The sequence below is a fragment of the Tritonibacter scottomollicae genome (genome assembly GCF_003003215.1).
GTDB lineage: Bacteria > Pseudomonadota > Alphaproteobacteria > Rhodobacterales > Rhodobacteraceae > Epibacterium > Epibacterium scottomollicae.
This window is the reverse complement of sequence record NZ_PVUF01000002.1, coordinates 112,913-125,426: the sequence shown is the minus strand read 5'-3', so window position 1 is coordinate 125,426 and position 12,514 is coordinate 112,913. Positions and strand designations below refer to the sequence as shown.

The following is a 12,514-nucleotide window of genomic DNA, read 5'->3' as shown; positions in this document are numbered from 1 at the left end:
TCACCATGGCAATCTGGAACCTCGGGTCGATCAACATCGACATGGTTTATGCTCTGCCACATATGCCGGAGCCCGGTGAAACACTTGCGGCCAGCTCCTTTGATCAGGGGCTGGGCGGCAAGGGAGCCAATATGTCCGTTGCTGCGGCCCGGGCCGGGGCGCATGCTTGCCACATTGGTGCGATCGGTCCGGAGGGCAAATGGACCGTTGATCGCCTGACTGAATATGGTGTCGATACGCGTTACATAGCGCAGCTGGACACCGCCACCGGTCACGCGATCATTGCAGTTGATCCAAGCGGTGAGAACCAGATCATTCTCTACCCGGGTGCCAACCGTGCCCTGACCGAAGATCAGATCGGTCAGGCACTCACGGCTGCCAATGCCGGGGACATACTGCTGATGCAGAATGAAACCAACATGCAGGCCGAAGCCGCACGGATCGGTCATCAGATTGGCCTGCGTGTCGCCTACGCCGCCGCGCCTTTTGATGCCGAGGCGGTGCAGGCCGTGCTACCGTTCATCGATCTGCTGTTCCTGAACGAGGTCGAAGCGGCGCAGCTACAAGCTGCCACCGGCAAGGCCCCGCAAGATCTCGGTGTTGACGATGTGATCGTCACTCTGGGGGCAAAGGGGGCACGCCATTTCAATGGTCGAGACGGTTCAAAGATAGATGTCCCAGCGCAACGCGTTACGCCCGTGGATACCACTGGGGCAGGGGACACGTTTACGGGCTATGTGCTGGCGGCGCTGGATCGAGGGTTGCCGATGGCACAGGCGATGACACAGGCGTCGCGGGCAGGTGCCTTGATGGTCACGCGCCACGGCGCTGCGGATGTGATCCCGGATCTGAAGGAAGTCCAGGAGGCGAAATTCTAGGCACCGTGGATTCCATCACAAGCTGCACGGGGTAAAAAGGATGAAGGGGCCACTGCGGCCCCTTTTTCATATCTGTCAGTAGAGCTTGGCGAAGGGGGCAGCGTCACCCCAGAGATCGGAAACCCGCGCGTCACGCCCGCATGCCGTGCGATAGCGTTTGTAAGCCTTGGATTGCCGCAAGGGACCGAAACGCGTGAATACCAACCCGTCGCCCTTGTAGTAGTCCTGATGGTAATCCTCTGCCTCGTAGAACCTCGCAGTATCGAGGATCGGCGTCACAATATCGCGGCTCAACTCTGCCTGAGCTTCACCCTTGACCTGATCAGCTAGGGCCTTTTCCTCTTTGTTAGAGACAAATATGGCTGTGCGGTAAGGCTCGCCGCGATCACAAAATTGACCACCCGCATCGGTTGGATCGATGGAGCGCAGGAACAGGTTCAACAGCGCCTCGCGACTGACGATCACAGGATCAAAAAGGATTTTGACGGCCTCGTAGTGACCGGTTCCGCCACGTCCGACCTGCTTGTACGTCGGGTTCTTGGTGGTCCCGCCGGTGTATCCGGAGATTGCTTCGCTGACGCCTTTCACCGATTCAAAATCGCTTTCGACGCACCAGAAACAGCCACCGGCGACGATCAAACTTTCTTGTGATTGAGCGCGCAGTTCAGCGCCCTTGCTGAGTGAACCAATAACAATCAGGGCGGCAAGCGCGACATGCTTCAGTGTATCCAGATGTCCCATTCTGTGCTCCTGACTGCTAGGGCCTCCGTTGTCTGACCACCAAACTGCCTGACGCTGCACGACTGGCCAAGGCGTTGTCATCGAATGTCACGCATCGGTGACGGTAGTTTACTGGTTGGAACCACCCTGCGTTTCTTTTAGCGTCTGGCAAAAACCAATAGAGGTCAGGGAGTAGTAGAATGCGGATAGCCATGTGGTCCGGCCCGAGGAACCTGTCGACTGCGATGATGTATGCCTTTGGCGCTCGGAGCGATTGCGCTGTGGTCGATGAGCCTTTCTACGCGTCTTATCTGGCACAGACCGGGCTGCAGCATCCCATGCGGGAAGAGATATTGGAGAGCCAATCGCAGGACCCGAATGCGGTTTCCGAACAGCTTCTGGGTCCCATTCCAGGTGCCCGTCCGCATTTTTACCAAAAGCACATGTCGCAGCACATGATTGAATCAGTGCCCCGTGACTGGATGCGCGAGGTGACCAATGTCTTTCTGATCCGCCATCCGGCAAGGGTGATTGCCTCCTTCGCAGCGAAGTATGACAGGGTTGGCCTGGAGGATATCGGGTTCACCCAGCAGGCGGACCTAATAGCTATGCTGCGCGGTTGGGGGCATAGGCCAGTCGTGATCGACAGCTATGACATTCGTCAAAATCCTGCCGAAAAACTGGAACACCTTTGCGAAGCGATCAACCTGCCGTTCTCGCCCGAGATGCTGAGTTGGCCGCGTGGCGGTCACAAGGACGACGGTGCCTGGGCTGCGCATTGGTACGGGGCCGTGTGGAATTCTACCGGATTTGCCGGCCCTGAGGGGGATCTGCCATCCGTTCCGGAGGCCCTGCAGCCTGTTCTGGATGACGCACTGTCGCTCTACGAAGAGATGCGGGCAATCAAGATCTGAGAGTTCACCTGATACTTGTGGCGACCTCAGCCGATCAGCTTTCCCAGCTTCATCGCGACGGCCATGTCGCCGGAAATCTTGATTTTCCCCATCATGACCGCTGTCATCGGGTTCAGTTGACCACGCAACAGTTTCTTGAGGTTGTCGGTGCTCAAGCGAAGTGTGCAATCTGTTGATTGGTCGTCGGTTGCAACATGACCATTGTCGAGGATAATCACGCCATCGTCACCACAGTCGAATTTCAGAGATCCGTCAAAGCGTTTCCCGTCCAGGCCTTTGCGAATATCACCTGCGATGTCTTCCAGCATAATGTCCCTCCCACAACGATAACGCCCACAGCCATAGGAGCTGCGGGCGCGATGTGACAAGCGTGACCGAAGGGAAGGGGAGCCACTGGCGCTCAGTCTGTCAGGTTCTGTGTCCAGTCGAGTGCATTGCCGGTATCGACCTCAAAGAAGCCACCGGTTTTGTACCCGCGTGAAGTGCAGTTCTCGTCACCGCGAATGGTGTACTCATCGTTGATGTAGCAAAAGGAATAATCGCCCGTCCAATTGCCGGTCTCGCTCTCGGCACGGATGTAGTAGTAGCGATTCTCTAGATCCCCGACGACAGGGATGCTGCAGTCTCCGGGTTGAATGGTCCACCAGCCCTCGGACACCCAGTCATCACCGTCCTTGTAGCCGATCGACGCAAACGCCTTGCTTGCAGTCTCATTGCAGATCTCAAAATCCGCGAATGCAGGGGCAGCCAGAAACACCATCAGGCCGCTCAGGATAAAAGGCTTCATGCTGCCCTCCTATTCTTCTCACTCAAGGTGAAGTTACCAAACCTCGCCAGTTCGGCGACAGGCCTACTACGTGTAAATCTTCCTATCACCGCCAGAATAGGTCAGGCGACCTCTTCAGCTGTATGAGGGCAGGGCGTCGCCGCATAGAACACCTGCAGGATCATAGCGCATTGTTCTGGTGCATTGGGGGCCGCGGCAAACAACGTCATTGATGACCTTAGTTTTTTTGCGTCAACCGGTCCCAGAATCGTTGCGGCATCCGCTCCCTCGTGGGTCAGCATCAAATCGCATACTTCGATCAGGCGCTGGCGCAGGATCGGATGATCCAGATACACGCGGGCTTCGTTCAAGTCTTCCAGCCCGTAGAGTTGCGCCATGTGCGATTTGCCGAGGCTCGCGAGCTGGGGAAAGACGAACCACATCCAGTGGCTCGTCTTTTTTCCAGCTTTCAACTCTGTGACGACATCCGCCCAAACCGCGTCCTGAGCTTCGACAAACATGTCGAGCTCTTCTTCCAGATCGTCTTCCGGGAACTCTTCTTCGAAGTCGTCGTCGATACTCATCACTTCACCCGGCGATCACGTGCTGCCAACAGCTTCAGGCGGAGCGCGTTCAGCTGGATGAAGCCAGCAGCGTCCTTTTGATCGTAGGCGCCTGCATCTTCTTCGAAGGTCACATGCGCCTCGGAATAAAGCGAATGATCCGACCAGCGGCCTACGGTCTTGGCAGAGCCCTTGTAGAGCTTCAGACGCACAGTGCCGGTGACATGCTTTTGGCTCTCATCAATCAGGGCCTGCAGCATTTCGCGTTCGGGGGAGTACCAGAAGCCGTTGTAGATCAGCTCAGCATAGCGCGGCATGATCGAGTCCTTCAGGTGGCCGGCACCGCTGTCGAGGGTGATCTGCTCGATGCCCCGGTGCGCTTCCAGCAGGATATCACCGCCGGGGGTCTCATAGATGCCGCGGGACTTCATGCCAACGAAACGGTTCTCGACGAAATCCAGACGACCGATGCCGTGCTTGCGGCCATACTCATTCAGCTGGGTCAGGATCGTTGCCGGGCTCAGTGCCTCGCCGTTGATTGCAACCGCGTCGCCCTGCTCAAAGGTGATCTCGATGAATTCCGGCTCATTCGGCGCATCCTCGGGATTGACGGTGCGCTGGTAGACGTAATCTGGTGCCATTTCGGCGGGATCTTCCAGCACCTTGCCCTCGGAGGAGGTGTGTAGGAGGTTCGCATCGACCGAGAAAGGTGCCTCGCCGCGTTTGTCCTTGGCGATCGGGATCTGATTGGCTTCGGCGAACTCCAGCAGACGGGTGCGGGAGGTCAGATCCCACTCGCGCCAGGGCGCAATCACCTTGATGTCGGGGTTCAGCGCATAGGCCGAAAGTTCGAACCGTACCTGATCGTTGCCCTTGCCAGTTGCCCCGTGAGACACCGCATCGGCGCCGGTGGCTTCGGCGATCTCGACCAGACGTTTGGAGATCAGCGGCCGGGCGATCGAAGTACCCAGCAGATAGAGCCCCTCATAGACCGCATTGGCGCGGAACATCGGGAAGACGAAGTCGCGCACGAATTCTTCGCGGATGTCCTCGATGAAGATGTTTTCCGGCTTGATACCGAGCAGTTCGGCTTTTTTTCGCGCCGGCTCCAGTTCCTCGCCCTGACCGAGATCGGCGGTGAAGGTGACAACCTCGCAGCCGTACTCGGTCTGCAGCCATTTCAGGATGATCGAAGTATCAAGGCCACCGGAGTAGGCCAACACAACTTTCTTGGGCGCGGACATGGGTTTTCCTCTTGATCAGAACGTCAAGCGCCGTAGCGCCTTTTGCATCGGGTTGCAAGGTTTACGGGGTTTCGCACTGGTGAACTGATGATATTGTACGCTTCGAGTTTCTAGACCTAGAGGGTATTTAAGTGACTGGTTGGAAAATATTTTCTCATTCTTTGAACATGGTACTGCGCAATTTGGGCTGGGCAGTGCGTATCGCGCTGGTTCCCGTCCTGATTGGGCTTGCCTGCGTCACTGCCCTTATGTGGGGGCAATTCGGTCAATTGGAGCAGATCCAGCGAAGTGCAGGTTACGTGCCAAGCGGCGGATTTGTTGGGGCGCTTCTGTTATCGATCATCATCTTTATCGCAGTGGAGATGTGGGTGTTTGTCAGCTGGCATCGTTTTGTCTTGCTGGAGGAATACCCGACGGGCTGGATCCCGAAGTTTCACGTAGACCGAGTTCTGGCGTATTTCGGAATGGGTTTGTTGCTGGGATTGTTCATGATCCTGTTTTGGATGTTGGCCAGCTTCGTCATCGCAGGGGTCGCAGCGGCCATCGGCTCTCCGATATTCTCGCTCATTTTGCTGGTTCCCGCCGTGATTGGGATCGGAGTGTTGTTGTTCCGGCTTCTGCCGGTGCTGCCTGCAGCTGCGATCGGCGAAAAGCTGACATTTAGCGCGTCTTTTGACGCCACAAAAGGGTCCGCTGGTACGGCGATCATTCTATTCCTGGTTCTTATTGGCGTTCAGCTGCTCCTTCAGGTTATCACCAGCGCTTCGATCTACATCTTCGCACCGCTCGGGTTCGTGTTTGCTATCGCGATGGCCTTGATCATGACCCTTGTAAATGTATCGATCCTGACCACCGTTTATGGGCATTACGTTCAGGGGCGCCCAATCTGATCTCTTCTCTAAGATCGACTGCATACGAACGAATGCTTTGCCGCGCCCTCTTGCCTTGGGCGCGGCTTTCGGTCACCAAATCCCCATGACCAACTTCCGGACCCAGGCCAAGGCGGCCGAGGCGGCGATGCGCGATGTCTTCCCGCCCACGCCGCTGCAACGCAACGAACTCCTGTCCCAGCGCTTTGGCGCGGACATCTACCTCAAGCGTGAGGACCTGAGTCCCGTGCGATCCTACAAGATCCGCGGCGCGCTGAATGCGATGCGCAAGCAGGCGGGCAAGGATCTGTTTGTCTGCGCCTCGGCGGGCAATCACGCGCAGGGCATGGCCTATATGTGCCGCCAGATGGGCAAAAAGGGCGTGATCTTCATGCCCGTGACGACGCCGCAGCAGAAGATCCAAAAGACCCGGATGTTCGGCGGCGACACAGTGGAAATCCACCTGATCGGCGACTACTTCGACGACACGCTGAAGGCCGCTCAGGAGTGGTGCGCTCAGGAGGGTGGTTATTTCCTGTCACCCTTTGACGATGCAGATGTGATCGAAGGCCAGGCCTCGATCGCCGTGGAAATCGAGGCTCAGCTGGGCAAGGCACCGGACCATGTAGTGCTGCCGGTCGGTGGCGGTGGCATGTCTTCTGGCGTGGTGCAATATTTCGGCGAAGAGGTGCACGCGCTGTTTGTCGAACCGCGGGGCGGTGCCTGCCTGAAGGCCGCGCTGGAGGCAGGGCATCCTGTGCCGCTTGGCCATGTGGACACCTTTGTGGACGGCGCTGCCGTGGGTCGCATCGGCGCGCAGCCCTTCGACATACTGCGCAACGTGCCGCTGCCGGATGTGTTGACCCTGCCTGAGGATCGGATCTGCAACACGATCCTCGAGATGCTGAATGTCGAGGGCATTGTGCTGGAACCGGCGGGCGCGCTTGCGGTTGAGGCGCTGGGCGACCTACGTACGTGGATCAAGGGCAAAACAGTGGTGTGCCTGACGTCTGGCGGAAACTTCGACTTCGAACGGCTTCCGGAGGTCAAGGAGCGTGCTCAGCGCTATTCCGGGGTGAAAAAGTACTTCTTGCTGCGTTTGCCGCAGCGCCCCGGTGCGCTGAAAGAGTTCCTCAACATCCTCGGTCCCGAGGATGATATCGCAAGATTTGAGTATATGAAAAAATCGGCGCGAAACTTCGGGTCAGTCTTGATCGGGATCGAAACCAAGCGACCGGAGAATTTTGCGCCGCTGTTTGCGCAGTTGGACGCGGCTGGGTTTACCTACACGGATATCACCAGCGACGAGACACTTGCTCAATTCGTGATCTGACATCGCCAGTGCAATCAGGCTTGGCTGTTCACTTCCGCAAGAAATTCCGACTTGGATTGGTCGTAGCTGGAAAACACCTGGGACAGATTTACGTTGTCGGCCTTTCCGTTGGCGGACAGGCGCTCACCATCAAAACACAGGCTGGAAAAGTGACGAAACCCCAGGTTCAGGGCGCTACCCTTGAGAAAGTGAAGATCCTGCTCGAGCTGGGATCGGTCTCCCGATTTCAGCTTCTCGATGACGCCTTCAACTTCTTCGAGAAAGAGCTCGATCACCTCCTCAAAGCCGTCTTCACCGACTTCATCTTTCAGTTCGCGTACACGTGGCCAATCAATCATCGTCTTCTTCCAACACTTCCGGGCGAGACGTGTGTAGCCTATGTCAAAGCAAGTAAAAGTATAGTAAAGAAAAAAAAATCGACTAAAATTATATTTTTCATCAGCTATTAAGCCGATCAAGTGTTTTCTAAGACGGTCATAAGGGGACACGCCGCGTTAATGAGGGATTGTCGGTGCTGCCAGAGCATTCAGTTAAAGGTGAAGACGTGCATATGAGCGGCTCCATCCGACGCGTGTTGGTGGTGGATGACAGCCGTTTGCAACGTCGCATCCTGGTGGCCTCGCTCAAAAAGTGGGGCTTCGACGTCGTTGAAGCCGAAGGTGGTGAAGAAGCGATGGATATCTGTCGTGCCGATCCCCCCGATCTCATTCTCAGTGACTGGATGATGCCCGGCATGAACGGGATTGAATTCTGCCGGTCGTTTCGCGCGGAAGCAAATGAGGCCTATAGCTACTTCATCCTGCTGACCTCCAAGAGCGAGAAGAACGAGGTCGCCGAGGGTCTCGACGCGGGCGCTGATGACTTCCTCACCAAACCGGTCAGCTCTGATGAGCTACGTGCGCGTATCTCTGCGGGCGAACGGATCCTGCGTATGCAGCGGGAACTCTTTGAAAAGAACCGTATCGTTTCGGAAACACTGGATGAGCTGCAAACCGTCTATGATGCGATCGACAAGGACCTGATCCAGGCGCGCAAGATCCAGGAATCCCTGGTGCCAGAGTTGACGCGATCCTTCGGTGCGTCCGAGGTCAATCTGTTGCTGGAGCCCTGTGGCCACATCGGAGGTGATTTGGTGGGGATGTTCTCACCGGGTATAAACCGCCTCGGCTTCTATTCGATCGACGTGTCTGGCCATGGTATCACCTCTGCCATGATGACTGCCCGTTTGGGTGGTTATCTTTCGTCGACCTATTTTGACCAAAATGTCGGCATGGAGAATAAATTCAACCGGTTCTATGCATTGAGGCCCCCCGAGGATGTGGCCAGCGTCCTGAACGCTCGTCTGATCGCAGACACTGGTATCGAAGAGTATTTCACCATGGCCTACTGTATCGCAGACCTGCGCACAGGTCTGGTTAAGATGGTACAGGCCGGTCATCCCCACCCGCTGCTTTTGCGCGCTGATGGCTCAATGGAGTTCATTGGCAAGGGCGGCGTTCCGGTCGGACTGGTGCCGGATGTCACCTATGATCAGGAAGAATTTACGATGGAGAAGGGCGATCGCCTACTTCTCTATTCGGATGGGTTTACCGAGGCACATTTGAAAAACGGTGCGATGCTCGACACCGAAGGCTTGGTCGAGCTGGTGAAGCGGTGCGACCCACATCAAAGCGGCAAGGCGTTCCTTGATGAACTCTATTGGCAGCTGACACAGGTCATGGGGGACGATAAGGGGCTGGAAGATGATATCTCTGCCACCCTGTTTGAGTTTCAGGGCCCCTGAAACGACCCAGCTCAAACTTTAGCTGCAATCCGAAAGCAGCTTGCAAAAATGACGATCTCCCGCATTTCCCAATATACGAGACGCTGCCTGTGCAGGCATCCAAAGCGCGCTGTGACCGTCTTCTGTCGGTGCGCCGAGGCATAGAACGGGGCGTGCGAGATAGATATGGCAGATTTTTTCTGCCCAAAGGTCATATTCCGGCATGTAGACAAACCGGCGAAACGCACCGACGCGCCGTGGCGTGGATATTTTCCAACCAGTCTCTTCCATGACTTCACGATGGAGGGCCGGGATTGGCGCCTCATTGGGATCTATACCTCCTCCTGGCAGCTGAAAATCCGGTGCAGGATCGTACTGGCAGGTCAGCAGCAGCTGACCATCACGGGGCAATAACGCATAGACACCGGGGCGGATACGATAGTGCTGATCCTTGCGCGGCACCTCTCCAAAGCGTTTGATCACTGGCTCCCCCCTTTCCTCTGATGCTGAAAAGCCTATATAGCGTCGGTATGCCAATAGCCGGCCGTTAAGGAAACCCCATGACACTTGGTTCGAAAATCGCGTGGGACGATACCGTCCTGCCCTTCCAACTTGATGCATCCGACATGCGCGGCCGCGTGGCGCGGTTGGACGGTGTGCTGGATGGGATACTGAAACAACACAATTACCCACAGGCGGTAGAAGCGCTCGTGGCAGAGATGGCGTTGCTGACCGCGCTGATTGGGCAGACTATGAGTTTGCGCTGGAAACTGTCGCTTCAGGTTCAATCCAAGGGCCCTGTGCGGATGATCGCCACAGATTACTACGCCCCCGAAAAAGAGGGTGAGCCTGCTCGTATCCGTGCGTATGCCAGCTTCGATGAGGAGCGTGTTACCGATGGTGCACCTTTTGAGCAGGTCGGCGAGGGGTACTTTGCCATCCTGATCGATCAGGGCGAGGGGACGCAGCCATATCAGGGCATCACACCGCTTGCAGGAACGTCGCTGTCGCAATGTGCCGAAGCGTATTTTGCGCAGTCCGAGCAATTGCCGACACGGTTCTCGCTCAGCTTTGGGAAATCGTCAGAGCCGGGCCGACCGGAGCATTGGCGCGCTGGCGGCGTCATGTTGCAACACATGCCAAAAGCGTCGCCCTTTGCCGCTCAAGGTGAAGGCACCGGCGAAGTCCTGACTGCCGAAGATCTGGTCTCGGGCGATGAGCAAGAGCAGTGGAACCGGGTCAACATGCTGCTGGCGACCGTCGAGGATCTTGAGTTGATCGGCCCCTCGGTTTCGCCGACAGAGTTGCTGTTGCGATTGTTTCACGAGGAACAACCGCGCGTCTATGACACGCAGGCGGTCCGCTTCGGATGCACATGCTCGGAAGATCGTGTTCGGCAGAGCCTGTCGATCTATTCGGCCAAGGATATCGCAACGATGACGACGGATGAGGGTCGTGTGACAGCGGACTGTCAGTTCTGCGGCGCGCACTATGATTTGGATCCGGCCGAAGTGGGCTTTGAGGCCACCAAGGAGTAAAAACGTGTCAGCGCTGGCGGCGAAAATCACCAAGGCGCTGACGCGCAATCCCGAGGCGACCTCAGATTTCGATTTGAATCCGGGCACCGTGCTGCCGGTTGAGCGTGAGCTGCGTTCAGCCGGAGTGTTGATCGGAATCGAGACGTTTGACACGGTACCGCAGGTTATCCTGACCAAGCGATCATCTGCGTTGAAGCATCACCCCGGGCAGATTGCCTTTCCCGGGGGCAAGGTAGATGCCGGAGATCGCGATGTGACTGATGCGGCCCTGCGCGAGGCTTGGGAAGAGATTGCCTTGCCGCGCGATTTGCCTCGCATTCTTGGCCAACTGCCTGCACATGAAACCGTGACCGGGTTCCAGGTGACCCCGGTGGTTGCGTTGATCGAGCGCCCATTTGAGGTGCGCGCCGAGGTTGGCGAGGTCGCAGAAGTGTTTCGCGCGCCCTTGGCTCACGTGCTTGATATTGAACGCTATCAAATTCAATCTCGCCGCTGGCGCAAAACGCGTCGGCACTATTTTACGGTTCCCTTTGGTCCCTACTACATTTGGGGTGCTACCGCGCGCATGTTGCGTGGCTTTGCCTCCATGCTGGATGCGACATGAAAATCGACCAGCCCTGGCTTCACGCATCATCCACCCGCAGGGTCTGCGACGCTCTCAGCGACGCTGGGGCAGAGATCTATTTTGTCGGAGGATGTGTGCGGAATGCCTTGCTGGGCGCGGATGTGTCGGACCTCGACCTCTCGACCAATGTGGTCCCGCAGGCGGTGATCGCCGCCGCCGAAGGCGCTGGCCTCAAGGCGATCCCGACCGGGATCGATCATGGCACGGTCACGGTCGTCGCCGAGGGTGTTCCCCATGAGATCACCACTTTCCGTAAGGATGTGGCGACCGACGGGCGGCGTGCCGTTGTGGCCTTTGCCACGGATATTGCAGAGGACGCGCGGCGCCGGGATTTCACCATGAATGCGCTGTACGCCCGCCCAGATGGCGAAGTCGTTGATCCATTGGGTGGATTGGATGATCTGCGGGCGCGCCGTGTGCGGTTTATCGGCCAAGCCCGTAATCGTATCAAAGAAGACTACCTTCGGATACTGCGCTATTTTCGTTTTCACAGCTGGTACGGCGACGTTGGCCTTGGGTTTGACCCCGAAGCGCTGGCCGCGATTTCGGAAACGCAGGAGGGGCTCGATCAGCTGTCACGTGAGCGGGTCGGCGCTGAGATGGTCAAACTCCTGCGCGCGCCTGATCCCGCACCTTCGATCGCGACCATGCGACAGATCGGAGTTCTGGGGCATGTTCTTCCCGGCGCCGATGACCGTGCGCTTGCTCCCCTGATCCATCTGGAAGGAAAGAGCGATGTAGCGGCGGAAACCCGCCTTGCGGCTCTTGGCGGTGAAGATCTGCAAAACGCCCTGCGGCTGAGCAAGGCCATGTCTGCCCGTGTCAGCCTTCTGCGCGATCTCGCGGAAGGGCTCCAAGGCCCGGCAGAGATCGCGTATCGTCATGATGCTGTCACCGCCTACCAGGCCGCACGACTACGCGCCGCATTGCTGGAAATGCCTATTTCAGCCAATTTAGACACTGATATTGCGCGTGGCGCGGCAGCCCGCTTCCCGCTCAACGCCACAGATCTGATGCCTAAGTTTCAGGGTGCAGAGCTAGGCCGTGCGCTCAAAGCGCTGGAGGCAGAGTGGATATCGTCCGGTTTCTCGGCGAGTCGCGAGACACTTCTGTTCAGTGTTCGGCAATAGGTGTGTGAGGCAGCGTCAGATATTCTTCATGGTTGAAGGGCGTGACAAACGCGTTTCTGCGCGCTACCCCTTAGCTCGTGGAAGCTGAAGGTTCAGGAGGAATGCTGATGTATTACGGGATCTGGAACGACGATTGACGTCCGAGTCCGACCCGTAGGGTGAGTCGGGGGCC

At 57.2% G+C, this 12,514-nt stretch carries 15 protein-coding genes; 8 read left to right on the top strand and 7 right to left on the bottom strand.

Going from position 1 to position 12,514, the window contains the following annotated elements:
- Positions 1-5: 5 nt before the first annotated feature.
- Positions 6-878 (top strand): ribokinase, encoded by an 873-nt coding sequence (locus CLV89_RS04510; RefSeq protein ID WP_106162452.1) that lies wholly within the window; start codon positions 6-8, stop codon positions 876-878.
- A 75-nt stretch (positions 879-953) separates the two neighbouring features.
- Here CLV89_RS04510 and msrA read toward each other — a convergent pair whose 3' ends face one another.
- Entirely contained in the window at positions 954-1,619 is a 666-nt protein-coding gene (gene msrA / locus CLV89_RS04505; protein WP_106162451.1) for a peptide-methionine (S)-S-oxide reductase MsrA, read from the bottom strand.
- Positions 1,620-1,798: 179 nt separating this feature from the next.
- Between msrA and CLV89_RS04500 the strand changes: the two genes are divergently transcribed.
- Positions 1,799-2,512, top strand: a complete 714-nt coding sequence (locus CLV89_RS04500; protein WP_106162450.1) for a sulfotransferase-like domain-containing protein — start codon at positions 1,799-1,801, stop codon at positions 2,510-2,512.
- A 26-nt stretch (positions 2,513-2,538) separates the two neighbouring features.
- Here CLV89_RS04500 and CLV89_RS04495 read toward each other — a convergent pair whose 3' ends face one another.
- From CLV89_RS04495 to CLV89_RS04480, 4 genes are all read right to left on the bottom strand, one after another.
- Positions 2,539-2,820: an SCP2 sterol-binding domain-containing protein gene (locus CLV89_RS04495; RefSeq protein ID WP_106162449.1), complete on the bottom strand. Its 282-nt coding sequence runs from the start codon at positions 2,818-2,820 to the stop codon at positions 2,539-2,541.
- A gap of 92 nt (positions 2,821-2,912) precedes the next feature.
- Entirely contained in the window at positions 2,913-3,299 is a 387-nt protein-coding gene (locus CLV89_RS04490; protein ID WP_106162448.1) for a DUF1036 domain-containing protein, read from the bottom strand.
- Between the two features lie 101 nt (positions 3,300-3,400).
- Positions 3,401-3,862, bottom strand: a complete 462-nt coding sequence (locus tag CLV89_RS04485; protein ID WP_106162447.1) for a DUF1810 domain-containing protein — start codon at positions 3,860-3,862, stop codon at positions 3,401-3,403.
- The gene (locus CLV89_RS04480; RefSeq protein ID WP_106162446.1) at positions 3,862-5,085 is read right to left on the bottom strand and encodes an argininosuccinate synthase; all 1,224 of its coding nucleotides are present in this window, start codon (positions 5,083-5,085) and stop codon (positions 3,862-3,864) included. Before CLV89_RS04480 ends, CLV89_RS04485 begins: the two co-directional genes overlap by 1 nt.
- A gap of 131 nt (positions 5,086-5,216) precedes the next feature.
- On the opposite strand from CLV89_RS04480, the gene CLV89_RS04475 reads away from it, so the two are divergent.
- Positions 5,217-5,975, top strand: coding sequence for a hypothetical protein (locus tag CLV89_RS04475; protein WP_106162445.1), 759 nt, complete (start codon positions 5,217-5,219; stop codon positions 5,973-5,975).
- Between the two features lie 85 nt (positions 5,976-6,060).
- Positions 6,061-7,287: a threonine ammonia-lyase IlvA gene (ilvA, locus tag CLV89_RS04470; RefSeq protein ID WP_106162444.1), complete on the top strand. Its 1,227-nt coding sequence runs from the start codon at positions 6,061-6,063 to the stop codon at positions 7,285-7,287.
- Positions 7,288-7,301: 14 nt separating this feature from the next.
- Here ilvA and CLV89_RS04465 read toward each other — a convergent pair whose 3' ends face one another.
- Positions 7,302-7,625, bottom strand: coding sequence for an Hpt domain-containing protein (locus tag CLV89_RS04465; protein WP_106162443.1), 324 nt, complete (start codon positions 7,623-7,625; stop codon positions 7,302-7,304).
- Positions 7,626-7,837: 212 nt separating this feature from the next.
- Between CLV89_RS04465 and CLV89_RS04460 the strand changes: the two genes are divergently transcribed.
- A complete protein-coding gene (locus CLV89_RS04460; RefSeq protein ID WP_106162442.1) occupies positions 7,838-9,070 on the top strand; it encodes a PP2C family protein-serine/threonine phosphatase in 1,233 nt (410 codons plus the stop codon).
- Between the two features lie 18 nt (positions 9,071-9,088).
- On the opposite strand, the gene CLV89_RS04455 is transcribed toward CLV89_RS04460, so the two are convergent.
- Complete coding sequence (locus CLV89_RS04455) at positions 9,089-9,532, bottom strand: NUDIX hydrolase (protein ID WP_106162441.1); 444 nt, start codon at positions 9,530-9,532, stop codon at positions 9,089-9,091.
- A gap of 77 nt (positions 9,533-9,609) precedes the next feature.
- On the opposite strand from CLV89_RS04455, the gene hslO reads away from it, so the two are divergent.
- Genes hslO through CLV89_RS04440 form a run of 3 tightly spaced genes read left to right on the top strand, consistent with a single transcriptional unit; the run spans position 9,610 to position 12,342 of the window.
- Complete coding sequence (gene hslO / locus CLV89_RS04450; protein ID WP_106162440.1) at positions 9,610-10,587, top strand: Hsp33 family molecular chaperone HslO; 978 nt, start codon at positions 9,610-9,612, stop codon at positions 10,585-10,587.
- A 4-nt stretch (positions 10,588-10,591) separates the two neighbouring features.
- Positions 10,592-11,191 (top strand): CoA pyrophosphatase, encoded by a 600-nt coding sequence (locus CLV89_RS04445; RefSeq protein WP_106162439.1) that lies wholly within the window; start codon positions 10,592-10,594, stop codon positions 11,189-11,191.
- Positions 11,188-12,342, top strand: a complete 1,155-nt coding sequence (locus tag CLV89_RS04440) for a CCA tRNA nucleotidyltransferase (RefSeq protein ID WP_106162438.1) — start codon at positions 11,188-11,190, stop codon at positions 12,340-12,342. Before CLV89_RS04445 ends, CLV89_RS04440 begins: the two co-directional genes overlap by 4 nt.
- Positions 12,343-12,514: the final 172 nt, after the last annotated feature.

Coding starts and splice junctions, on each gene's coding strand:
- CLV89_RS04465 (WP_106162443.1), bottom strand. CDS start 7,625: ATGATTGATTGGCCACGTGTACGCGAACTGAAAGATGAAGTCGGTGAA.
- CLV89_RS04500 (WP_106162450.1), top strand. CDS start 1,799: ATGCGGATAGCCATGTGGTCCGGCCCGAGGAACCTGTCGACTGCGATG.
- msrA (WP_106162451.1), bottom strand. CDS start 1,619: ATGGGACATCTGGATACACTGAAGCATGTCGCGCTTGCCGCCCTGATT.
- CLV89_RS04510 (WP_106162452.1), top strand. CDS start 6: ATGGCAATCTGGAACCTCGGGTCGATCAACATCGACATGGTTTATGCT.
- CLV89_RS04490 (WP_106162448.1), bottom strand. CDS start 3,299: ATGAAGCCTTTTATCCTGAGCGGCCTGATGGTGTTTCTGGCTGCCCCT.
- CLV89_RS04440 (WP_106162438.1), top strand. CDS start 11,188: ATGAAAATCGACCAGCCCTGGCTTCACGCATCATCCACCCGCAGGGTC.
- CLV89_RS04460 (WP_106162442.1), top strand. CDS start 7,838: ATGAGCGGCTCCATCCGACGCGTGTTGGTGGTGGATGACAGCCGTTTG.
- hslO (WP_106162440.1), top strand. CDS start 9,610: ATGACACTTGGTTCGAAAATCGCGTGGGACGATACCGTCCTGCCCTTC.
- ilvA (WP_106162444.1), top strand. CDS start 6,061: ATGACCAACTTCCGGACCCAGGCCAAGGCGGCCGAGGCGGCGATGCGC.
- CLV89_RS04485 (WP_106162447.1), bottom strand. CDS start 3,862: ATGAGTATCGACGACGACTTCGAAGAAGAGTTCCCGGAAGACGATCTG.
- CLV89_RS04495 (WP_106162449.1), bottom strand. CDS start 2,820: ATGCTGGAAGACATCGCAGGTGATATTCGCAAAGGCCTGGACGGGAAA.
- CLV89_RS04480 (WP_106162446.1), bottom strand. CDS start 5,085: ATGTCCGCGCCCAAGAAAGTTGTGTTGGCCTACTCCGGTGGCCTTGAT.